Source organism: Streptomyces sp. NPDC000983 (genome assembly GCF_040299205.1).
Lineage (GTDB): Bacteria > Actinomycetota > Actinomycetes > Streptomycetales > Streptomycetaceae > Streptomyces.
Genome location: NZ_JBEPBM010000027.1, coordinates 87780 through 109768, shown reverse-complemented (window position 1 = coordinate 109768; position 21989 = coordinate 87780). Strand labels below are relative to the sequence as shown.

At 71.8% G+C, this 21989-nt stretch carries 21 protein-coding genes and 1 tRNA gene; 9 read left to right on the top strand and 13 right to left on the bottom strand.

Translation table 11 applies throughout. From position 1 onward, the window contains the following. Window positions 1-132 precede the first annotated feature (132 nt). Together ABT296_RS27280 and ABT296_RS27275 are read right to left on the bottom strand one after the other, a co-directional pair. Window positions 133-480 carry a hypothetical protein gene (locus ABT296_RS27280; protein ID WP_351931288.1) on the bottom strand — a complete coding sequence of 116 codons (348 nt, stop codon included), beginning with the start codon at window positions 478-480 and terminating at the stop codon, window positions 133-135. A 121-nt stretch (window positions 481-601) separates the two neighbouring features. Then, window positions 602-2956: an immune inhibitor A domain-containing protein gene (locus ABT296_RS27275; protein WP_351931287.1), complete on the bottom strand. Its 2355-nt coding sequence runs from the start codon at window positions 2954-2956 to the stop codon at window positions 602-604. Between the two features lie 401 nt (window positions 2957-3357). Between ABT296_RS27275 and ABT296_RS27270 the strand changes: the two genes are divergently transcribed. Further along, window positions 3358-3636 (top strand): hypothetical protein, encoded by a 279-nt coding sequence (locus tag ABT296_RS27270; protein ID WP_351931286.1) that lies wholly within the window; start codon window positions 3358-3360, stop codon window positions 3634-3636. A gap of 72 nt (window positions 3637-3708) precedes the next feature. Here ABT296_RS27270 and ABT296_RS27265 read toward each other — a convergent pair whose 3' ends face one another. Both ABT296_RS27265 and ABT296_RS27260 read right to left on the bottom strand, forming a co-directional pair. Further along, window positions 3709-4383 carry an RDD family protein gene (locus ABT296_RS27265; RefSeq protein ID WP_351931285.1) on the bottom strand — a complete coding sequence of 225 codons (675 nt, stop codon included), beginning with the start codon at window positions 4381-4383 and terminating at the stop codon, window positions 3709-3711. 112 nt (window positions 4384-4495) lie between these two features. Next, complete coding sequence (locus ABT296_RS27260) at window positions 4496-6166, bottom strand: RDD family protein (protein ID WP_351931284.1); 1671 nt, start codon at window positions 6164-6166, stop codon at window positions 4496-4498. 263 nt (window positions 6167-6429) lie between these two features. Between ABT296_RS27260 and ABT296_RS27255 the strand changes: the two genes are divergently transcribed. Continuing rightward, window positions 6430-6906: an SsgA family sporulation/cell division regulator gene (locus ABT296_RS27255; protein ID WP_351931283.1), complete on the top strand. Its 477-nt coding sequence runs from the start codon at window positions 6430-6432 to the stop codon at window positions 6904-6906. A 20-nt stretch (window positions 6907-6926) separates the two neighbouring features. On the opposite strand, the gene ABT296_RS27250 is transcribed toward ABT296_RS27255, so the two are convergent. Next, window positions 6927-8321 carry an FAD-binding oxidoreductase gene (locus ABT296_RS27250; RefSeq protein WP_453167635.1) on the bottom strand — a complete coding sequence of 465 codons (1395 nt, stop codon included), beginning with the start codon at window positions 8319-8321 and terminating at the stop codon, window positions 6927-6929. Window positions 8322-8413: 92 nt separating this feature from the next. Between ABT296_RS27250 and ABT296_RS27245 the strand changes: the two genes are divergently transcribed. Continuing rightward, window positions 8414-9832, top strand: a complete 1419-nt coding sequence (locus ABT296_RS27245) for a tetratricopeptide repeat protein (RefSeq protein ID WP_351931281.1) — start codon at window positions 8414-8416, stop codon at window positions 9830-9832. Here the strand turns inward: ABT296_RS27245 and hppD are convergent. Then, a complete protein-coding gene (hppD, locus tag ABT296_RS27240; protein ID WP_351931280.1) occupies window positions 9829-10974 on the bottom strand; it encodes a 4-hydroxyphenylpyruvate dioxygenase in 1146 nt (381 codons plus the stop codon). The two genes, ABT296_RS27245 and hppD, sit on opposite strands and share 4 nt — an antisense overlap. 123 nt (window positions 10975-11097) lie before the next feature. On the opposite strand from hppD, the gene ABT296_RS27235 reads away from it, so the two are divergent. Genes ABT296_RS27235 through ABT296_RS27215 form a run of 5 tightly spaced genes read left to right on the top strand, consistent with a single transcriptional unit; the run spans window position 11098 to window position 15309 of the window. After that, entirely contained in the window at window positions 11098-11577 is a 480-nt protein-coding gene (locus ABT296_RS27235; RefSeq protein WP_351931279.1) for an Lrp/AsnC family transcriptional regulator, read from the top strand. Between the two features lie 31 nt (window positions 11578-11608). Beyond that, window positions 11609-12256 (top strand): ABC transporter permease, encoded by a 648-nt coding sequence (locus ABT296_RS27230; protein ID WP_351931292.1) that lies wholly within the window; start codon window positions 11609-11611, stop codon window positions 12254-12256. Next, complete coding sequence (locus ABT296_RS27225; protein ID WP_351931278.1) at window positions 12249-13487, top strand: betaine/proline/choline family ABC transporter ATP-binding protein; 1239 nt, start codon at window positions 12249-12251, stop codon at window positions 13485-13487. Before ABT296_RS27230 ends, ABT296_RS27225 begins: the two co-directional genes overlap by 8 nt. Beyond that, complete coding sequence (locus tag ABT296_RS27220; RefSeq protein ID WP_351931277.1) at window positions 13484-14344, top strand: ABC transporter permease; 861 nt, start codon at window positions 13484-13486, stop codon at window positions 14342-14344. Before ABT296_RS27225 ends, ABT296_RS27220 begins: the two co-directional genes overlap by 4 nt. Next, window positions 14341-15309 carry a glycine betaine ABC transporter substrate-binding protein gene (locus tag ABT296_RS27215; protein WP_351931276.1) on the top strand — a complete coding sequence of 323 codons (969 nt, stop codon included), beginning with the start codon at window positions 14341-14343 and terminating at the stop codon, window positions 15307-15309. Before ABT296_RS27220 ends, ABT296_RS27215 begins: the two co-directional genes overlap by 4 nt. A gap of 1 nt (window position 15310) precedes the next feature. Here the strand turns inward: ABT296_RS27215 and ABT296_RS27210 are convergent, their stop codons facing one another. From ABT296_RS27210 to ABT296_RS27185, 6 genes are all read right to left on the bottom strand, one after another. Beyond that, the gene (locus ABT296_RS27210; protein WP_351931275.1) at window positions 15311-16102 is read right to left on the bottom strand and encodes a S16 family serine protease; all 792 of its coding nucleotides are present in this window, start codon (window positions 16100-16102) and stop codon (window positions 15311-15313) included. Window positions 16103-16209: 107 nt separating this feature from the next. After that, on the bottom strand, window positions 16210-16851 hold the full coding sequence (locus ABT296_RS27205) for an IclR family transcriptional regulator (protein WP_351931274.1): 642 nt from the start codon (window positions 16849-16851) through the stop codon (window positions 16210-16212). Between the two features lie 317 nt (window positions 16852-17168). Next, complete coding sequence (locus tag ABT296_RS27200) at window positions 17169-18959, bottom strand: DEAD/DEAH box helicase (protein WP_351931273.1); 1791 nt, start codon at window positions 18957-18959, stop codon at window positions 17169-17171. Window positions 18960-19062: 103 nt separating this feature from the next. Then, window positions 19063-19452, bottom strand: a complete 390-nt coding sequence (locus ABT296_RS27195) for a type II toxin-antitoxin system death-on-curing family toxin (protein WP_351931272.1) — start codon at window positions 19450-19452, stop codon at window positions 19063-19065. Next, window positions 19449-19649 (bottom strand): ribbon-helix-helix protein, CopG family, encoded by a 201-nt coding sequence (locus ABT296_RS27190; protein ID WP_016826066.1) that lies wholly within the window; start codon window positions 19647-19649, stop codon window positions 19449-19451. The genes ABT296_RS27195 and ABT296_RS27190 overlap by 4 nt, the downstream gene beginning before the upstream one ends. Before the next feature lie 40 nt (window positions 19650-19689). Beyond that, window positions 19690-21129 carry an MFS transporter gene (locus tag ABT296_RS27185; protein ID WP_351931271.1) on the bottom strand — a complete coding sequence of 480 codons (1440 nt, stop codon included), beginning with the start codon at window positions 21127-21129 and terminating at the stop codon, window positions 19690-19692. Window positions 21130-21330: 201 nt separating this feature from the next. Between ABT296_RS27185 and ABT296_RS27180 the strand changes: the two genes are divergently transcribed. Beyond that, window positions 21331-21402: transfer RNA gene (locus ABT296_RS27180), tRNA-Cys, on the top strand. A 57-nt stretch (window positions 21403-21459) separates the two neighbouring features. Here the strand turns inward: ABT296_RS27180 and ABT296_RS27175 are convergent. Further along, the gene (locus tag ABT296_RS27175; protein WP_351931270.1) at window positions 21460-21987 is read right to left on the bottom strand and encodes an SUKH-4 family immunity protein; all 528 of its coding nucleotides are present in this window, start codon (window positions 21985-21987) and stop codon (window positions 21460-21462) included. Between the last annotated feature and the right edge of the window lie 2 nt (window positions 21988-21989).

Genomic DNA, 21989 nt, shown 5'->3' with positions numbered 1-21989 from the left:
CCCCGCGGCGTCTGGTGCGTGCGATCGCAAGGCGCCGGAGCGCCCTAATAGCGGAGCTATTCGGGCGTTTCGGCAACGCCGCGAGCGCGCGTGCCAGACGCCGCGGGGCAGGCGGGACTTTCGAAACACGCCCTAGACGGGGGCCGTGGGGCGTCTGACCAGGGATCTGATCGGGCGCCACAGCTCCTGGGCGGGCCCCGGGCAGGCCGCGGCGACACCGCTGTCCGGTGCCGTACGCCATATGAGGCCGTCGGGGTGGTGCAGGACCGCGGTGATCTCGTCCGGGGTGGGCGGTGCCGCGTTGCCTCGGAGGTAGACCGCGCGCAGCCCGACGTTGCGGAGCCTGGTCAGGGCCCGGGCCCGGTTGCGGGCGTGGACGAGGACCCGGACCGAGCCCATGCCGGCCACGGCCGGCGCGGGCAGGTTCAGCGCCACCACCACGCTGCCGGTCGGCAGCTTGCAGAAGCCTCCTGCGGCCATGCGGTCACACCCCCGTGTGCGTCGGTGTCAATAAGAGAACCACAGCACGCACCTAAACACGGATCGGCGGCAACCCGCCAGGGGTTGCCGCCGATACGCTTCTGACCTGCAAATATGCCGTTTACCGGCCTGCGGGACCGACCTCGACCGTGATCGTCGAGCCGTTCTTGGCCTCCTTGACGATCTTGATCTTGGTGTTGGTGTCAGTGATCTTGACACCGGCCTGCGGGGTCGCCGGGTCGTAGTAGGTGCTGGTGCGGTCGTTGAAGACCGGCACACCCTTCGACCCCGGGATCCGGACCTTGACGTCGGCGTTGTGCAGCGTGATGCCGTCCGTGCCGTACAGGCTGAACGGCGAGTCGTAGGCCTGGATGCGGCTGCGCATCGGCGTGCCGTCGGCCCACTTCAGCGCCTTGTGGTGGGAGTCGACCGGCAGGATCAGGCCGGTGCCCGGGTGCTTGCTGGTGTTGTTGTCCGCCTGGGAGGTGTCCCACTTCCAGATCAACAGGCCGTTCTGGTACGGGTAGTGCTCCACCCAGCCCGGACGGGTCGTGGAGAAGCCGAAGTTGTACGGGCCGACCTTCAGGGTCTTGTCGTACGACACGTACTGGCGGTTCTCCGCGATGTAGAACTGCGCGTAGTCCTTGGTGAACGAGCCGCCCATGCGCTCGAAGCCGGCGGCGGTCCAAGCGGCGTCCGCGGACTCGGCGTTGTCGGTGAACAGCGCCGTGCCGTCCGCGGTGACCGAGATCCGGTCGGCCGCGAAGCCCTTCTCGGCCACACCGCCGTCGGTGGCGTAGCGGAAGCGCAGGTCGATCTTCTGGCCGGCGTAGGCGTCCAGCGGGAAGTCGAGCTTCTTGTACGTCTGGGAGAAGCCGCTCAGCGCGGGCTTGTCGCTGCCGTCCCTGGACAGCGGCTGGCCGTCGGCCGTGCCGTCCAGGGAGGTCCAGTTGGCGCCGCCGTCGGTGGACACCTCGGTGTAGAGGTAGTCGTAGCCGGCCTCGATGGCCCACCAGCCGTCGAGGGTCAGCGCCGCCGAGGACCTGCCGGTGAGGTCCACCGAACGGGTCAGCGTGTTCTTGAGGTTGTCGCCGCTGCCGCTCCACCACTGCTTCGTGCCCTCGGCCGGGGCGACGATCTCGGTGGTGACCGCCTTCTGGGGCAGTTCGACGACGAGCGCCTGCTTGTTCCTGGTGTTGTACTCGGCGACGCCCAGCTTGTGCTTCGACCTGGTCGCGGCCTTGGCCGTGGCGAAGTCGAGCCAGCCCAGCTGGAACTTGTCCCAGGCGGTCATGTCGCCGGGCAGGTCGCCGATGGCCTCCTTGCCGGTGCCGAGCCAGGAGCCGGAGGACATCAGGGTCCAGAAGCCGGTGGAGTTCTCGCCGCCGCCGGAGGTGTCGTAGTGGTCCGGAAGACCGAGGTCGTGGCCGTACTCGTGGGCGAAGACGCCGAGTCCGCCGTTCTCCGGCTGGACGGTGTAGTCGCCGACCCAGATGCCGGTGGAGCCGATCTGCGCGCCGCCCAGCCGGTTGTCGTCCGGGCCGGTGGCGCCGGCGTCGGTGCCGAAGGCGTACCAGCGGTGGGCCCAGATGGCGTCCTCACCCTGTGCGCCGCCGCCCGCGGACTCGTCCTCACCGGCGTGCACGACCTGGAAGTGGTCGATGTAGCCGTCGGACTCGTTGAACTCGCCGTCGCCGTCGAAGTCGTAGCGGTCCCACTGGTCGAACTGCTTGACGTCCGCCGCGATCTGGGCGTCGGTGCGGCCGGCCGCCTTCTGCTGGTCGACCCAGGCGGTCACACCGTCGCTGACGATGTTCCACACGCTCGGGCAGTTGGTCTCGCCGCAGGCGTTGTTGCCGTAACGGGCCTCGTTGTAGGGGACCTTGACCCAGTCGGAGACCTCGCCCTCGATGGAGTAGCGGCCCGAGGACTGCTTCTCGTAGTACTTCTTCATCGACTCCGAGCCCTTGCGGGTGCCGAAGTAGAGGTCCTCGAAGTGCTTCTGGTCGTAGTCCGCCTGCCAGGCCGTGCTGTTGTCCTGGCTGCGGTCCGGCTCGGCTATCCGGTTGTGCAGCGGGCCGGGGGTCCCGCCGAACTCGGGCAGCGTCTCGTCCCCGAACTCGACCAGGATCGTGAAGATCTTGTCGGTCTTCTTACGGCCGAGTTCGACGTACTTGCTGTCGCCCTTCCTGCTCCTGAGCTCGACGACCTGGGAGCCGCCGCGCTCCTTCACCTCGGCCTCGCCGGATATGACCTGCTTCAGGGCCTCTTCGCGCTGGGCCTCCTGGGTCTGGCTCAGCGGGCCGTCGAGGTCGTGCTCGTGCTCCTGGTGCACCGGCGCCGGGTCGTGCCGGTCGATGACGCCCGTGGCCGTGTCGTCGGCCTGGGCCGTGGTGAACGCCGAGAACGTGGCGGTGGCCGCCGCGAACGCGACAGCCGTCGCGGCCGCTCTGAACGTCCAAGATCTGCTGGTCACTTGAGATCCTCCCCCGCGTCCGAGCGCGCGCGACGGGAGGGTTCCTGGTCATGGAGATTCGCGCGCGTGTGATCGACGCGTGTAGTCAAGTGACGACATTTGACTAGAGGTTCAGCGGAAAAGACAGACCTTGACTTGAACAGGTCAACTGCACTATGCGGAGTCGAGGTTCGCTTTACGGACACCCGCGGGTCACTCGACGGGCGCGCGACCCCGTCCATGTGGTGGACGTCATGACTCCGTGCGCCCCCCCGTGCACCGGTACTGTTGGTTAGGTCACGCTTACTGTTCGTTCCGCTCGGGCATGGACGCGATTAGAGTCAGTTGGCGGAACGCCCGGAAGTTGGCGGAATGCCAGGCCCACACCCCCGTGTACCCCCGAATCCGAGGACACGATTGACATGCCTCGTCCGACCGCCGCACAGCTCGCCTACGGTTCGTGCACCGTGATCTTCTCGACGCTCGCCATGCTGCTGCTGTCACAGACGAGTTCGGCCCCGGGCATCGCGCTCGTCGCCGTCGCCGCACTCGCTCTCGGACTGCTGGTGGCACTGGCCGTCCCCACCCCGCAGGCCCGGGTCATCGCCTTCCGCAAGCCCGCCGGGGCCGAGACGACCACACGGCGGCCGGCCCCGGTCGCCGTGGCGCCGGAGCCAGTGCGCGAGCGCGCCGCGTCCTGAGTCGGGGCCTGCCGTCGCACTCCCGCTCCGCGGCGCGGCGTCAGGCCCTACGGCCCTTCTGTCAGGTGCCGGCTAGCGGGTGCTGACCACGACCGTCTTGGCCGCCTTGTCGTGCAGGCCCTGCTTGTAGGGCTTGTCGAAGTAGCTCCAGCCGCCGCAGATCGCGGTCCAGACGCAGGCGCAGCAGAAGGCGAACGGGATCCACAGCACCAACGAGCGGACCAGCGCGGTCTGCACGGAGGGCGTGGCCCCGTTGTCGAGGTTGGCCACCCGCATGCCCAGCCACTTCTTGCCGAGCGTCTGGCCGGACCTGGAGATCATGACCGTGTCGTAGGCGACGTAGAGCACGGCCGCGATCACGGACTGGCCGAGGGACTTGCCGTAGTCCATGTCGTCGGAGGTCACGTCGAGTTCGTTGACCCGGAAGGCCAGGGTCAGCAGCCACACCACGACGGCGACCATGATCATGTCGATGATCCGGGCCAGGGTGCGCCGGCCGCTCTCGGCGAGCGGTGGCATCCCGGCCAGCGGATCGGCCGGCTGTCCGCCACCGCCGTACGGACCGCCGCCGTACGGGCCGCCGCCCCCGTAGGGGTCACCGCCGTAGGGACCGCCCTGGTACGGCGGCGGCTGGCTGCCGTAGGGCGAGCCGCCGGCCGCGCCCGGGTCGCCGGACGGGGGCTGCTTCCTGAACGGGTCGTCTTCCGGCGGCTGCTCACCGGAGCCGGGGGGCGGTTCGCTGCTCATGGGCCGAGTCGACCGCGAACCCCTGCGCCGCGCATCCGGCGAGGGTCCGTCCGGGCTAAGGGACCACCCGGGGCCCGCGGCAGGTCCCGGCCCCTCTCCGCCCGCCCCCGCGTCAGCCCGTCACGAAGGTGTGGGCGGCCTTGTCGTGCCAGCACTGGCGCCACGGCTTGTCGAACAGGCACCACAGGACTCCGACGACACCGACCACCAGCAGTCCGGGCACGCTGTAGACGAGCCAGCGGCGCAGGGCCCCGCCGAAGGTCGGCGGCTCGTGCGCCTCGATGTCCCGCACCTCCAGGCCGAACAGCCTCTTGCCCAGCGTGCGGCCCCACTTGGCGGTGGGCAGCGCCTCGTAGAGCGCGCCGAAGACCAGCAGGACGGCGAGCACGATGCCGAGGTACACCGACGTGGTGCCGTCCAGCAGCCACACGGTGACGGTCTCTCCGGACGCCTTCGCCGTGTCGATCTTCGCGTCGACGTGGTCGATCGCCCGGGTGCCGAGCGGCACGGCGGCCGCGCCGGTGACACCGAGCAGCACGACGGTGTCGAGCAGCCGGGCGGCGAACCGCTTGCCGAGGGAGGCGGGCCGGGCGGCCGCCTGCCGGCGGGCCGCGGCCTGGAAGACGTCGTCGACGGGCGGCTTCCAGGGCGCCACGGGCTGGTCCTCGCCGGACGCTCCGGCGAGCCGGTGCACCTGCTGGGCCCAGGAGGGCTGCCCGCCGCCGGCACCGCCGGCCATCGGAGCGGCCCCGGCCACCGGGGCGGGGGCCTGCGCGGGGGCCTGGGAGGCCGCTGGCGGGCCGGACTGCTGGGGGACCGAAGGGGCGGCCTGCGGGCCGGAGGGGGCCGCGGGGGCGGCGGCCCGGGGCTGCTGCGCCTGCACGGCGGCGGCCCGCTCCGCGGCGGTGCGGCCGGCGGCGAAACCGGGGCCCTGCTGGGCGGCGGAAGAGACGCCGGGTGAGGCGGCGGGCGAGGCGCCCGGTGAGGCGCCCGGCGGCTGCGCCACCGGCCCCTGTCCCGGCGGGCCGAAGCCAGCCGGGGACGCGGTGCCCGCGGCGGGGCCCGGCACACCCGCACCGGCGGCCCCCGCCGACGCGGGACCGCCCGACGGGCCGGCCGTGCGCCCCTGCTGTGCGCCGGACGCACCGTCCTGGCCACTCGTGCGCGGGGACAGCGCGCGGAAGGTCATGGTGCCCTCGTCGGCCGTGGGGCCGGAGGTGGCCGGTGCGGCGGAACCGGGGGCGCCCTGGGCGGCGGGACCGGGGGTCGGGCGGCGGAAGACGAACGTGTTGTTGCCCGGCTGCTGCTCCGGTTCGGCGGGCGGCACGGCCGCCGAACCGTCCGTGGCGGCCGTCGCGCCCTCGGCCGGACCCGGGGCCTGGGTGCGGGGGTCGGGGGCGCCGCCCCAGGAGACCCGGCGGTCGGGGTCGCCGCCGAAGCCGGTCTGGCGGGAGCGGTCGGCGCCCCACGCCGAGGCGGGCTCCGGGCGGCTGCCGTGCTGGGAGCGGCCCGGTTCGGACGCGGGCGTGCCGGCCGGGTCCTCGTCGAAGAAGTGCGGGCCCGTCTCCTCGACCGGAGCGGAGGCCGGACCCGCCGCAGGGGCCGATGCCGGAGTGCCGGCCGGCGGCGGGGCGAGCGGTTCGCCGCCGGACGGCGCCGGACGGCTGGTGCCCGGTACCCACGCGGCACCGTTCCAGTACCGGACATATCCAGGAATGGAGGGGTCCGGGTAATACCCTTCGCGGGGCCTGTCGTCGCCGGGGGCCGGGGTTGGGGCGCTCATGTCCGTCGTCCCGTATCTGCTCGGGGGTCGTCTGGGGGGCTCCACATCTATCAGACGCGGGCAACCCCCACCGCCAGTCCCGCGGTACCCGCCCCTTTCCGGGCAAGCTCGCGCACCCTCGGTCACGGGCCCGGAAGGAAGTGCGGAGAAAACTTTCGCGAACCCGCGTAATGCCACGGACCGAACCCGCTCTCCACTCGTACGGGCCCGCTTCGGGATCCGTACGAGAGCCATGAACGTCGTGAGAGAGGACACCGGACGTCATGTACCCCACCGTGGTTGAGCGGGAACTGGAGCTGAAGCTCGTGCTGTCGCCCGAGCGGAGCATCCCCGTCCCCGCCCTGCTGAGCTACACCAGCGACGACCCCTTCGCCGTGCACATCACCTTCCACATCGGCTCCGACCACCCCGTCAACTGGACGTTCGCCCGGGAGCTGCTGGTGGAGGGGGTGTTCCGGCCGTGCGGCCACGGGGACGTGCGGGTGTGGCCGACGAAGATCGAGGGCCGCAGCGTCGTGCTGATGGCGCTGAGCTCACCCGACGGCGACGCGCTGCTGGAGGCGCCGACCGCGCAGGTGTCGGCATGGCTGGAGCGGACCCTGCGGGTGGTCCCCCCGGGCTCCGAGGCCGAGCAGCTCGGCATCGACGACGGACTCGCCGAGCTGCTCGCCCCCACCCCGGCCGACGATCCGTGGCTGCGCGATCCGTGGCCGGGCGACGAGTCCAAGGACGGGGAGTGAGCCGCGGGGCGTGCGAGGGCTCAGAACAGCTTGCCCGGGTTGAGGATGCCGAGGGGGTCGAAGACCTGCTTGATCCCGCGCTGCATCTCCAGGCCCACGGGGCCGATCTCGCGGGCCAGCCACTCCTTCTTCAGGACGCCGACGCCGTGTTCGCCGGTGATGGTCCCGCCGAGCTCCAGGCCGAGCGCCATGATCTCGTCGAAGGACTCGCGGGCGCGCCGGGACTCGTCGGCGTCGCTCGCGTCGAAGCAGACCGTGGGGTGGGTGTTGCCGTCGCCGGCGTGGGCGACGACGCCGATGGTCAGCCCGTACTTCTCGGCGATCCGCTCGACGCCGTCGAGCATGTCGCCAAGCCGGGAGCGCGGCACGCACACGTCGTCGATCATCGTCACCCCGCGCACCGCCTCCAGCGCGGTCAGGGACAACCGCCTTGCCTGGAGGAGCAGTTCGGACTCGGCGGCGTCCTCGGCGGGGACCACCCCGGTGGCGCCGGCGGCCTCGCACAGCGCGCCCACGGCGGCGAGGTCGGGGCCGGGGTCGGGGGTGTCGAAGGCGGCGAGGAGGAGTGCCTCGGTGGACTCGGGCAGCCCCATGTGCGCGAGGTCGTTGACGGCCTTGACGGTGGTGCGGTCCATCAGTTCGAGGAGGGACGGCACATGTCCGCCGGCCATGATCCGGCACACCGCGTCGCAGGCGGCGGCCGCGGAGGCGAACTCGGCCGCGAGGACCAGCTGCCGGGGCGGCCGGGGCCGCAGTGCCAGGACCGCCCGCACGACGATGCCGAGGGAGCCCTCGGAGCCGACGAACAGCCGGGTCAGGTCGTAGCCGGCGACGCCCTTCGCGGTGCGTCGGCCGGTGCTCATGAGCCGTCCGTCGGCGAGGACGACGTCGAGGCCGAGCACGTACTCGGCGGTCACCCCGTACTTCACGCAGCACAGGCCGCCCGAGGCGGTGCCGATGTTGCCGCCGATGGTGCACTGCTCCCAGCTGGAGGGGTCCGGCGGGTAGTACAGGCCGTGTTCGCCGACCGCGCGGGACAGGGCCGCGTTGACCACACCGGGTTCCACCACGGCGATCCGGTCGACCGGGCTGATCTCCAGGATCCGGTCCATGCGGGTCAGTGACAGCACGATGCAGCCGTCGGTGGCGTTGGCGCCGCCGGACAGGCCGGTGCGGGCGCCCTGCGGGACGACCGGCACGCGCAGCGCGGTGGCGGTGCGCATGACGTGCTGGACCTGTTCGACGGTGCGGGGCAGGACCACCACGGCCGGGGCGCCGGCCGGGCAGAAGCTGGCCATGTCGTTGGCGTAGGAGGCCGTGATGTCGGGGTCGGTGAGCACGGCCTCGGCGGGCAGGCCGGTCAGCAGCCGGTCGATGACGTCGGAGTGCGGCACTTGGCTACGGCTCATGATCACAGCGTCGCACCGGGGGCCATCGGTGTGAACCCCGCAACCGGGGGGCTTTCGGTGCCCGGACGGGGTCGCCGCGCTGACGCACAGTGAGCGCCATGGAGAAGCAACAGCAGGAGCGGCGCCGGCGCCCGGGCCGACGGGTGCTGGCCGGTTCGGTCGTGGGGTGTGCCGTGCTCGGGGGCGTGCTGACGCTGCTGCCGTGGGGGCAGCGGACGGGCCCCGTCTCCCCGGCGCCGGGCGCGCAGGCGCTGGCCGCGGTGACCACCGGGGTGCCGGCCGCGCTGCCCGATCTGGCGGTGCTGATCGAGGACCGGGAGAGCCATCTGCGGGACCATCCCCGGGACGCGGAGTCGTGGGCGGTGCTGGGGTCCGCCTATGTGGAGCAGGGGCGGCGCACCGCGGACGCGGAGTACTTCCCGCGGGCGGAGCGGGCGCTGCGGCGGTCGTTGCGGGAGCGGGCCCGGGGCAATGTGGAGGCGCTGGGCGGGCTGTCGGTGCTGGCGGGCGCCCGCCGGGACTTCCCCGCCGCGCGGAAGTGGGGCGAGGCCGCGCGGGAGCTGGCGCCGAAGCGGTGGACGACGTATCCGCCGCTGATCGACGCCTACACGGGGCTCGGTGACCACAAGGCCGCGAAGAAGGCCCTGGACCGGCTGCTGGAGCTGCGGACCGGTCCCGCGGCGCTGGCCAGGGCGGGCGGGGTGTACCGGGACCACGGCTGGCGCGAGGACGCGGCGGCCTCCCTCTCGGACGCGGCGGCGGGCGCCGAGGCCCCGGCGGAGCGGGCGGCGTACCTGGAGCGGGGCGGGCAGCTGGCGTTCGAGCGCGGGGACCGTGAGGCGGCCCTGCGTCATTTCCAGGAGGCGGTACGGCTCGACCCCGATCAGCGGGCCGCGCTGGCCGGGCAGGGCCGGGCGCTGGCGGCGCTGGGCCGTACGACCGAGGCGCTGAACGCGTACCGGGTCGCCCTCGCCAAGCAGCCGCTCCCCCAGTACGCGCTGGAGCTGGGCGAGCTGTACGAGTCGCTGGGGCTCGGGCAGGCCGCCCGGGTGCAGTACGACACCCTGCGCGAGCAGGTGCGGCGGGCCGCGGCGGGCGGGGTGGACGGGGAGCTGGTGCTGGGCCAGTTCGAGGCGGACCACGGGGATCCGGTGGCGGCGGTGCGGCGGTTGCGGGCCGAGTGGCGGCGGCAGCCGGGGATCGCGGTGGCGGACGCGCTGGGCTGGGCGCTGCACCGGGCCGGACAGGACGAGGAGGCGCTGCGGTTCGCGAGGATCGCGACGGACGGGACGAAGGGCGGCGGGGTGCGCAGCGCCCTGTACACGTACCACCGCGGGATGATCGAGCGGGACCTGCGGCTGTCCGGGCCCGCCCGGCGGCATCTCCAGGAGGCGTTGCGGATCAATCCGTGGTTCTCCGCGCTGCACGTCCCGCGGGCCCGCCAGGCCCTCGTGGGACTCGGCGAACCCGCGGACGTGCCGCTGCCCGGGGAAGAGGGCGCGGACGAGGACGGCTAGAGGTTGCCGCGCTTGGCCTGCTCGCGCTCGATGGCCTCGAACAGGGCCTTGAAGTTGCCCTTGCCGAAGCCCATCGAGCCGTGGCGTTCGATGAGTTCGAAGAAGACGGTCGGGCGGTCCTGGACCGGCTTGGTGAAGATCTGCAGCAGGTAGCCGTCCTCGTCGCGGTCGGCGAGGATCTTCAGCTCGCGGAGGGTCTCCACGGGGACGCGGGTGTCGCCGACCCACTCGCCGAGGGTGTCGTAGTAGGAGTCCGGGGTGTCGAGGAACTGGACTCCGGCCGCGCGCATGGTGCGGACGGTGGCGACGATGTCGTTGGTGTTCAGCGCGATGTGCTGGACGCCGGCGCCGCCGTAGAACTCCAGGTACTCGTCGATCTGGGACTTCTTCTTGGCGACGGCGGGCTCGTTGATCGGGAACTTGACCTTGAGCGTGCCGTCGGCGACCACCTTCGACATCAGGGCGCTGTACTCGGTGGCGATGTCGTCGCCCACGAACTCCTTCATGTTCGTGAAGCCCATGACCTTGTTGTAGAAGCCGACCCACTCGTTCATGCGGCCGAGTTCGACGTTGCCGACGCAGTGGTCGATCGCCTGGAAGGTGCGCTGGGCGGGCGGCTCGACGATCGGGTTCGCGGCGACGTAGCCGGGCAGGTAGGGGCCGTCGTAGCCGGTGCGCTCGACGAGGGTGTGGCGGGTCTCGCCGTAGGTGGCGACGGCGGCGAGGACGACGGTGCCGTGCTCGTCCTTCAGCTCGTACGGCTCGGTGACGGAGCGGGCGCCGTGCTCGATGGCGTAGGCGTACGCGGCGCGGGCGTCCGGGACCTCGATGGCGAGGTCGACGACGCCGTCGCCGTGCTCGGCCACGTGCCGGTCGAGGAAGTGGCCCCACTCGGTGGCGGGCTTGATGACCGAGGTGAGGACGAAGCGGGCGGAGCCGTTCTCCAGGACGTACGAGGCGGTCTCGCGGGTGCCGTTCTCCGGTCCGGAGTAGGCGACCAGCTTCATGCCGAAGGCGGTGGAGTAGTAGTGCGCCGCCTGCTTGGCGTTGCCCACGGCGAAGACGACCGCGTCCATTCCCTTGACCGGGAAGGGGTCGGCCTGCCGGGCGGTGTCGGGAGTGTGGTGAGTGGTCTGCGTCATAGCGGCAGCCTGGCTCTGCCTCGCAAGGTGCGCAATAGTTCGCGTATTCGCTGGACAATGTGTGCAGCGTCGGGCCCGCCCGTGCGGGCTTTCTGTACAGGATGACCAGTGCCGGGAGGCCCTGTGGCGATCGATCGTCTGGACGGGCGCATCATCGTGCTGCTCGCGCGCGAGCCGAGGATCGGGGTGCTGGAGATGTCCCGGCGGCTGGAGGTGGCGCGCGGGACGGTGCAGGCGCGGCTGGACCGGCTTCAGTCGAACGGAGTCATCCGCGGGTTCGGCCCGCAGGTGGAGCCGGCGGCGCTCGGCTACCCGGTCACCGCCTTCGCCACGCTCCAGATCCGGCAGGGCCAAGGGCCGGACGTACGGGCGCACTTGGCGACGGTTCCGGAGGTGCTGGAGCTGCACACGACCACCGGCAGCGGGGACATGCTGTGCCGGCTGGTGGCCCGCTCGAACGCCGATCTGCAACGGGTCATCGACCGGGTTGTCGGTTTTGATGGGATCGTCCGGGCCTCGACCGCGATCGTGATGGAGAACCCCGTTCCGCTGCGGATCATCCCGCTGGTGGAGCAGGCGGCGGAGGACCGGGAGAGGAGCTAGCGCCAGACGGCCGACCGGTGGGGTGAGCGATGTGAACTTCTGGGAGTACCTGAGCGCCACCCACCGGCAGCTCTTCGCGGACGCGTATCAGCACGCGAGCGCCGTGTTCCAGTGCATGGTCGTCGCGACCCTGCTGGGCGTGCTGATCGGTGTGGTCACCTACCGGAGCGAATGGGCCGGGAACCTGGCGACGACGACCACGTCGACGCTGCTGACCATCCCCTCGCTCGCCATGATCGGCCTGCTCATCCCGATCGTGGGTCTGGGTGTCCCGCCCACGGTGATCGCGCTGACCCTGTACGGGCTGCTGCCGATCGTGCGCAACTCGATCGTCGGGCTGCGCGGTGTCGACCCGACCCTGGTGGACGCGGCCACCGGCATCGGGATGTCCCGGCCGATGCGGCTGCTGCGGATCGAGCTGCCGCTGGCCTGGCCGCCGATCCTGACCGGGATCAGGGTCTCCACGCAGATGCTGATGGGCATCGCGGCCATCGCCGCCTACGCCTCCGGGCCGGGTCTGGGCAACGAGATCTTCCGCGGGATCGCCTCCCTGGGCAGCAAGAACGCGCTCAACCAGGTGCTCGCGGGCACCCTCGGGATCATCGTCCTGGCCCTGCTGTTCGACGCCGCCTACGTCCTGCTCGGGCGGCTGACCATTCCCAGGGGGATCCGTGTCTGAGTCCAGTACGTCCGGCGCGTCGATCGAGCTGGAGAGCCTCACCAAGCGGTACCCGGGCAGTGCGGCCCCGGCCGTGGACAACGTGGACATGGAGATCCAGGCGGGCGAGACCGTCATCTTCGTGGGCCCGTCCGGCTGCGGGAAGTCCACCACCCTGAAGATGATCAACCGGCTGATCGAACCGACCGGCGGCCGGATCCGCATCAACGGCGAGGACGTCACCGACATCGACCCGGTGAAGCTGCGCCGCAAGGTGGGCTACGCGATCCAGTCGGCCGGTCTCTTCCCGCACATGACGGTCGCGCAGAACATCGGGCTGGTGCCGAAGATGGTCGGCTGGTCCAAGACCCGGATCAGGAACCGGGTGGAGGAGCTGCTGGACCTGGTGGGGCTGGACCCGGGCGAGTTCCACGGCCGCTACCCGCGCCAGCTGTCGGGCGGCCAGCAGCAGCGGGTGGGGGTGGCCCGGGCGCTGGCCGCTGATCCGCCGGTGCTGCTGATGGACGAGCCGTTCGGCGCGGTCGACCCGATCACCCGTGACCATCTCCAGGACGAGCTGATCCGGCTCCAGCACGAACTGCACAAGACGATCGTCTTCGTCACCCATGACTTCGACGAGGCGATCAAGCTGGGCGACCGGATCGCGGTGCTGCGCGAACGCTCGCACATCGCCCAGTTCGACACCCCGGAGGCGATCCTCACCAACCCGGCCGACGACTTCGTCTCGGGGTTCGTCGGGGCCGGGGCGGCGCTGAAGCGGCTGAACCTGACCCGGGTGCGGGACGTGGAGATCACCGACTATCCGACGGTGACCGTGGACGACCCGCTCCAGGAGATCTTCAACCTGCTCCGCTCCAGCGGCACCAACGAGATCCTGCTGCTCGACAAGCGCCGCCGCCCCTACAAGTGGCTGCGCCGCGGCGACCTGATGCGGGCCAAGGGCTCACTGGCCCGGGCGGGCACGCTGGTGCACGACACGGTCACCCGGGACGCCACCCTGCGCGACGCGCTGGAGGCGGTCCTCACCGACAACGCGGGCCGGGTCGCGGTCACCGGGCGGCGCGGCGAGTACGACGGTGTGGTGGACATGGAGACGCTGATGAACTCCGTGCACGAACTGCTGGAGGCGGACCGGCTGGAGGCGATGGAGCACCAGCACGAGCTGGAGCACGCCCGCAGCGAGCGGACCCACGCCGAGCAGGAGGGCGACGGCGGGGAGGCGAAGGCGTGACGAGCCCCGCGCAGTCCCCCGAACGGCGTCCCGAGGGCGAGCACGAGGTCAAGGGGCTCGCCTTCCGCGACGAGGGCGAGGCCGAGCAGGAGGCGCCGCCGCCCCCGGCGGTGGCCCGGCCCCGGGTGACCTGGCAGAAGCTGACCTTCCTGCCGGCGGTCCTGGTGGCGCTGCTGCTGGGGACCTGGCTGTGGTTCCAGCAGGCCGACCTGGACCCGATCTCGGAGAACGCGCTGGCGAGCGGTGTGGTGTCCGAGGCCCTGTGGCAGCACATCGAACTGACCGTGATCTCGACCTTCTTCGTCCTGGTCATCGCGATCCCGCTGGGCATCCTGCTGACCCGCGAGGCGTTCCGCAAGGCCACCCCGATCGCGATGACCATCGCCAACATGGGGCAGGCGACCCCGGCGATCGGCCTGCTCGCGCTGCTGGTGATCTGGCTCGGCACCGGGATGAAGGCGGCCCTGATCGGCATCACCGTCTACGCCATCCTGCCGGTGCTGTCGAACACGGTCGCGGGCCTGAAGGCCAACGACCCGACCCTGCTGGAGGCGGCGCGGGGCATCGGGATGTCCACCACGGGCGTGCTCTCCCGGGTCGAACTCCCGCTGGCGGTACCGCTGATCCTCGCGGGCGTGCGTACGGCGCTGGTCCTGAACGTCGGTACGGCGACCCTGGCCACCTTCGGCGGGGGCGGCGGCCTGGGCGTGCTGATCACGACGGGGATCACCACGCAGCGCATGCCGGTGCTGATGCTCGGCGCGATCCTCACGGTCTCCCTGGCACTGCTGGTGGACTGGCTGGCGTCCCTGGCCGAACTGCTGCTGCGGCCGCGGGGACTGGAGGCGGGCACATGAGGCGCCGGGCCTGCGCGGCGGTGCTGGCCGGTGTCCTGGTGGCGGGCTCGGGGTGCGGGCTGACCAGCGGATCGCCGATGGTCGACGACGTGGTGCCGGGCACGATCGGCCGGGGTCTGCCGCTGGAGGGCGCCGATCTGACCGTGACCTCCAAGGAGTTCACCGAGCAGCTCATCCTCGGCGCGATCATGGGCATCGCCTTCGAGGCGGCGGGCGCGAAGGTGCTGGACCGCACCGGCATCCAGGGGTCGATCGGGGCGCGCGAGGCGGTCAAGTCGGGGGACGCGGACGGGATGTACGAGTACACGGGCACCGCCTGGATCACGTACCAGGGCAACAGCGAGCCCATCGACGACCCGCGGCGGCAGTGGGAGGCGGTGCGCGACGCCGACCTGGAGAACGGGCTGACCTGGCTGGAGCCGTCCGCCCTGAACAACACCTACGCGCTGGCGATGAACCAGGAGAACTCCGAGAAGTACGGCACCAGGACCCTCTCCGACGTGGCCGAGCTGGCCGCGACGGACCCCGGGGCGGTGACGGTGTGCGTGGAGGCCGAGTTCGCCAACCGTGCGGACGGGCTGCCGGGCATGGAGAAGGCGTACGGGATGGACCTGCCGACCGGGAACATCACCCAGATGGACACCGGGATCATCTACACCGAGGCGGCGAAGGGGAGTTGCACGTTCGGGGAGGTCTTCACCACCGACGGGCGGATCCGGTCCATGAACCTGGCCGTCATGGAGGACGACCGGAAGTTCTTCCCCAACTACAACGCGGCGCCCGAGATCAACACGGACACGCTCGAGGAGTGGCCGGCGATCGCGGAGGTGCTGGCGCCGGTGACCGCGCGGCTGGACAACACGGTGGCGCAGAAGCTGAACGCCAAGGTGGACGTGGAGGGGCAGGACCCGCACGAGGTGGCGCTGGACTGGATGCTGGAGGAGGGGTTCGTCAAGGAGGGGTGAGCTAGCAGCTGGGGACCTTGCCCTTGCCGGACTCCAGGGCGATCAGGGAGTCGACGGTGCCCTTGAGGGTGGTGACCGGGATGAGGCGCAGGCCCTCGGGAAGTTCGGCCTGCGCGTCGGAGCACTCGGCCTCGGGGACCAGGAACACGGTCGCGCCGTCCCGGTGCGCGGCCTGCGTCTTCAGGGCGACCCCGCCGACGGGGCCGATCTTGCCGGCGGCGTCGATGGTGCCCGTGCCGGCGATGGTGCGGCCGCCGGTGAGGTCGCCGCCGGTGCCGTCGCCGTCCAGCTTGTCGATGATGCCGAGGGAGAAGAGCAGACCGGCGCTGGGGCCGCCGACGTCGGAGAGCTCCAGGTCCACCTTGACCTTCGCCGGGTCGAGGCCGAGGTGGTTCAGGGCGGCCTCGGAGGCGGCGTCCTGGGACTCGCGCATCTGCTCGGTGTTGTACTCCTCGATCTCGTCGGTGTTCCTGCCGCCGGGGTAGACGGCGTCCTTGGGCATCACCGCGCGGTCGGTGCGGAACCAGGAGTCGAGCAGGTCCCCCAGGGAGACGTCGACGTCGGGGCCGGTGGCCTCGATGGTCGTCATCCGCAGCTGCCCGGTGGTGTCCCGGGTGGGGGCCCCGGAGATCGTGATCACCGGCTCGCCCTTGTTCTCGCCCAGCACGTTCGCCGTCATGCCGGGCTGCGTCAGCGCGAACGGCAGCGGCACGAGGACGGCGGCGGCCAGCAGGCCCACGACCGGGAGCGCGCAGACGGCGAGGGCCTGGGGACGAGAGAGACGAGAGAGCACGGGGTCAATCTAACGTGGCCGGCATCCGCGCGGTCCCGGCCACCCGTCCCCCGGCCTGCGGCGGCCGCCACGGGCCGGTGCCGGCTCCTCCCGGTCGTCCCCGGGCCTCAGCGCAGCGCCTCGGCCACTTCCCGGGCCGCGTCCACCACGCGCGGGCCCACCCGCTCCGGTACCGCGTCCGCCAGCATCACGACGCCGACGCTGCCCTCGACCCCGGTCACCCCGAGCAGCGGGGCGGCGGCTCCGCTCGCGCCCGCCTCCAGTTCGCCGTGGGTCAGGGTGTAGCCGGGCTCCTCCTGGGGCTGGAGGCGGGCCGAGAGGATCGCCTTGCCCGCGGCGCCGCGCTCCAGGGGGTGCCGGAACCCGGCCCGGTAGGCCACGTGATAGTCCGTCCAGGTCGGCTCCACGACCGCGACGGCGAGGGCGTCGGAGCCGTCCACGAGCGTCAGGTGGGCCGTCGCCCCTATGTCCTCGGCGAGGGAGCGCAGCGCGGGCAGCGCGGCCTCGCGGACCAGGGGGTGCACCTGGCGGCCCAGGCGCAGTACGCCGAGCCCGACCCGGGCCCGGCCTCCCAGGTCGCGGCGGACCAGGGCATGCTGTTCGAGCGTGGCCAACAACCGGTACACAACGGTCCGGTTGACGCCCAGCTTGTGGGAAAGCTCGGTGACGGTCAGCCCATGGTCGGTGTCGGCCAGCAGCTTGAGGACGCGCAGTCCCCGGTCGAGCGTCTGAGAGGTCTCCGCGGTCACGACGCCCACTCCTTAGTGGTGAGGTCGACGGCCCCCTCGCGGCATATGCGTCACCGAGTCCCGTCGGCGACGCGCTTCAGAGGCCGCCGATCGGCCGGCGGTCCGGCCTGTCCGGACCGCGTCGCTTCACGGCTGCGCTCCGCGGCGGCGCTGCCACGGGGCGTGTGCGTAGCGGGACATTAGCGAAGGCGGTCCGCTGAGCGGAAGGCTCCGTCCAGAATCCGGGCAGCGGCCGATACGGCCCGCCTGCGTTTGTCCTGTTACGTACATCACCCGGCGTCGCAGAAGCCTCACCCGGCGTCGCGCCCGAGGGCCGGTCAGCGCATGCGGGTGGCCCACTCCTGGACCTTCGCGATGCGCTGGCGGAGCTGCCCGGCCGTCGCCTCGGCGCTCGGCGGTCCCCCGCAGACCCGGCGCAGCTCGGTGTGGATCACACCGTGCGGCTTGCCGCTCTGGTGGACGTAGGCGCTGACCATGGTGTTGAGCTGCTTGCGCAGTTCCATCATCTCCTTGTGGGAGACGACGGGCCGCCGCTCGGCGGGGAGTTCCAGCAGGTCGGCCTCGGAGTCCGGCTTCTTGCGGCTGTGCGCGATCTGCCGGGCCTGCCGCTTCTGGAGCAGCATCTGCACCTGGTCCGGCTCCAGCAGCCCGGGGATGCCGAGGTAGTCCTGCTCCTCCTCGCTGCCGGGGTGGGCCTGCATGCCGAACTCGGCGCCGTCGTAGAGGACCCGGTCGAAGACGGCCTCGGACTCCAGCGCCTCGAAGGAGAACTGCTCCTGTTCGCCGGTGTCCTCGTCCTGCTCCTTGTTCGCCTCCTCCATCTCCTTCTCGGACTCGGCGTAGGGGTCCTCCTCGCCCTCCTTCTTCGGCTTGTCGAGGGCGTGGTCGCGCTCGACCTCCATCTCGTTGGCGAAGGTGAGCAGGTCGGGCACGGTCGGCAGGAAGACGGAGGCGGTCTCGCCGCGGCGGCGGGAGCGTACGAAGCGGCCGACGGCCTGGGCGAAGAACAGCGGGGTGGAGATGGTGGTGGCGTAGACGCCGACCGCGAGGCGCGGCACGTCGACGCCTTCCGACACCATGCGCACCGCGACCATCCACCGGTCGTTGCTCTCGCTGAAGTCGTCGATGCGCTGGGAGGCGCCGGTGTCGTCGGACAGGACGAGGGTGGCCTTGGTGCCGGTGATCTCGCGGATGAGCTTGGCGTAGGCGCGGGCGGAGTCCTGGTCGGAGGCGATGACGAGGGCGCCCGCGTCGGGGATGCCCTTGCGGACCTCGGTCAGCCGCTGGTCGGCGGCGCGCAGCACGCTCGGCATCCACTCGCCGCGCGGGTCGAGCGCGGTGCGCCAGGCCTGCGAGACGGCGTCCTTGGTCATCGGCTCGCCGAGGCGGGCGGCGATCTCGTCGCCGGCCTTGGTGCGCCAGCGCATGTTGCCGCTGTAGGAGAGGAAGATGACGGGCCGCACGACATGGTCGGCGAGCGCGTTGCCGTAACCGTAGGTGTAGTCGGCGGCCGACCGCCGGATACCGGCGTTGTCCTCCTCGTACGCGACGAACGGGATGGGGTTGGTGTCGGACCGGAACGGGGTGCCGGTGAGCGCGAGCCGGCGCGTGGCGGGCTCGAACGCCTCCAGGCAGGCCTCGCCCCAGGACTTGGAGTCACCGGCGTGGTGGATCTCGTCGAGGATGACGAGGGTCTTGCGCTGCTCGACGCGGTTGCGGTGCAGCATGGGCCGTACGCCGACACCCGCGTAGGTCACGGCGACGCCCTGGTAGTCCTTGCCGAGCGGGCCGGCGCTGTACTCCGGGTCCAGCTTGATGCCTATCCGCGCGGCCGCGTCCGCCCACTGCTTCTTCAGGTGCTCGGTCGGCGCGACCACGGTCACCTGCTGGACGACGTGGTGGTGCAGCAGCCAGGAGGCCAGCGTCAGCGCGAAGGTCGTCTTGCCGGCACCGGGTGTGGCGACCGCGAGGAAGTCACGCGGCTGCTCCTGGATGTACTTCTCCATCGCCCCCTGCTGCCAGGCACGCAGCTTGCCCGCGGTACCCCACGGGGCACGGCCGGGGAAGGCGGGGGAAAGGTGGTGGGAGGTGGAGGCGGTAGTAGTCACGGTCTCCGGTTCCGGGCAGCGTACGACGACCGGGTCACCCTACCGGCGCCCGCCCCCTGTCAACGCGCGGACAGGCCCGGGTCGCCCGTGGGTGGGACGGAGGTCACATCGTCTGCTCGGCCAGCGCGCGCAGTGCGGCGGAGATCGCTTTCACCTCGTCCAGGCTGCCGGTCGACACGTCGATCACGAGCCGTTCGGCGGCGTCGATGTCGGGCCGCAGCTGTACGTCGTTCATGGCCAGGAAAACGGCGCAGGACACCCAGGCCGTGGGCTTGTTCCCGTCGATGAAGGGGTGGTTGATCACCAACGACTGGAGCAGCGCGGCCGCCTTGCCGAAGAGGTCGTCGTACGCCTCCTGACCGAACATCGCGGCGGAGGGGCGATGCACGGCCGACTCCAGCAGCCCCGCGTCCCGTACGACGACGTCCTGGTCATCGACGGCATGCGCGGCGATGGCCAGGACGTCCTCGGCGGAGAGGTAGACACAGGTCACTTGAGCCGCTCCAGCAGTTCGGCCCACTTGGCGGTCTGCTCCTTGGCGGCCTTGCGGACGAGCGCCTCGTGCGCGGTCCTCGCCAGATAGTCGTCCACGGCCCGCAGCAGTATCGCGTGCATGCTGACGCCCTCTTCTTCGGCGCGCAGCTTCAGTGCTTCGGTCTGGTCGTCGCGCAGACGCAGGTTCATGGCCATACCAAAACGGTACCACTTCATGGGGTCATATCGGTACCACTCAGGTGGGGGTCCGCAGCCGGGTCGTCACCCACACGCCGGCCGACGCCACCAGTGCCAGCGGGAGGAACACCGCCGCGAAGGCCGCCGGGTGCGATCCGGACGCCTCGGCCGCCGCGTGGCCCGCCGTGCCGCCGCCGAGGGCCGCGAAGGCCGCGCCGACGACGGAGAGCAGGACCACGTTGGACAGGGCGTCGGAGATCTGCAGGGAGGCGGAGTTGGTGCCGGCCTCCTCGGGGGCGGAGAGCTTCAGCAGGAGCACGCTGGCGGAGGAGATCACCAGGCCCATCCCGAAGCAGCCGACCGCCCAGGCCGCGGCCAGCGTCCAGACCGGCACGGACTCGACCAGCACGCTCGGTGCGGCGGCGATGGCCACGGCCACCAGCACCATGCCGAAGGTCGTCAGCCGGTCCCGGTACGGCTCCAGGCGGGGCCGGGACTGCACCCAGGAGCCCGCGGCCCAGGTCAGGCCGCCGGCCGCGAGGGAGAACCCGGCCAGCGTCGGCGACAGCCCCCGCTGGGTGACCAGCATCAGCGGTACGAAGGACTCGGCGCCGATGAACGACCCGGAGGCCACCCCGCGCAGCAGCACGACGGAGGGCAGCCCCCGGGCGGCGCGGTAGGTGCCGCGCGGGAGCAGGCCGAGGACGGCCGGGACGAGCAGGGCGGCGCCCGCGGCCGCGGGCAGCAGGGAGAGCGGGCGCAGGTCCTGGGCGGCGTACTGCAGGAGGCCGGCGCCCAGGGAGATGCCGAGGGCGAGCCGGATGCGGCGGCGGTCGAAGGAGGGGGCCGTGCCGGCGACGGGGCCGGAGGCCCGGTGCTTGATCTGCGGCAGGGCGAGGGCGAGCGGAAGGACGACGAGCGCCGGGATCCCGAGGAACACCCAGCGCCAGCCTATGTGCTCGGTGACGGCGCCGGAGGCGAGCGGGCCGACGATCGAGGGCACGACCCAGCTGGCGGCGAACGCGGCGACGATCGCGGGCCGCAGCCGTTCCGGGTAGGCGCGACCGATCACGACGTACAGCCCGACGATGACCAGGCCGCCGCCGAGCCCCTGGACGGCGCGGCCGAGGACGAACAGCCACATGGCGCCGGCCGTCCCCGCGAGCAGCAGCCCGGCGGCGAAGGCGGCGATACCGGCCGTCACCGGCCCGACGGGTCCGCGCCGGTCCGCCCACTGCCCGGCGAGCACCATCCCGAAGAGCGAGGTGGTGAAGAACCCCGAGAAGGCGAACGCGTACAGCGACACCCCGTCCAGCTCCCGGGCCGCGACCGGCATGGCCGTTCCGACGGCCGTGGCCTCGAAGGCGATCAGCAGGACGACGGAGACGATCCCGATGCTGAGCGCGCGGTAGGAGCGGCTGAGCACGGTCTCGGTGCCGAGGGCGTCGGGCGGCGCGGCGTGGGCGACATCGGTGTCGCTCGGGTCGAGGGCGGTCATGCCCGTCAGCGTAAGGCGCGCTCCCCGGTTTTACCCCTGTCCCAAAGTCGTCCGCCCCTGCGACCTTGGTCGTAGGACCGGGCCCCCGCGAGCCCCGTTCCATGAACGCCTTTTATGAACGCGCCATGGCGGTCGTGTTGCACCACCCGGGGATCCCTTGATCCCCTCCCCCGGCCCCGCCTACGGTCGAACCACAAACACGGCCGTGTGCCCGAGTGGTTCAGGGGCTCGCCTGCAAAGCGAGTTACGTGGGTTCGAATCCCGCCACGGCCTCCGGTTCCGCCCGCCCGGCGGGTGCGACGCGTCCCGGCGTCGCACCCGTCGTGCCTGTCAGGCGCCTGTCGCCGGTGCGGTGTCCCGGTGCAGCAGCCACAGGGTGAAGGCCAGGGCGGAGACGTCGGCGTCCAGTGCGTGGGGCGTCGGGTCGGCCTCGGTGCGGGTCAGCAGGGTGCCCGTGGTGCCGTGCAGGAGCAGCACGGTGGGGATCTCCGGGCCCTGAAGGTGGCCGAGGACGATCAGGCGGTCCGCGTCCGGCGGGAGGTCCGGGGCGGCATCGTCCGCGTGGGCCTCCGTCAGCGTCGGCAGCACGGCCTCCGTGTCCAGGCGGAACAGGGCGTGCTCCTCGGGCAGGCCCGTCTCGCGCAGGAAGCCGCGGGTCGGCTCATGGGTGAGCGCCGCCGGGAAGTCGACGTCCTCGAAGCGCATCAGCCGGCCGCGCCCGAACTCCTCGGCGAGCAGCCTCGGCGGGACCGAGACGGCCAGGCCCGACGCCGCACGGCGGTCCGGCTCCGGGCCCGCGACCAGCGCGAGCGTGGTGAGCAGCCGATCGCCGCAGCGCGGCGGCTCCGGCCTGGTCATCG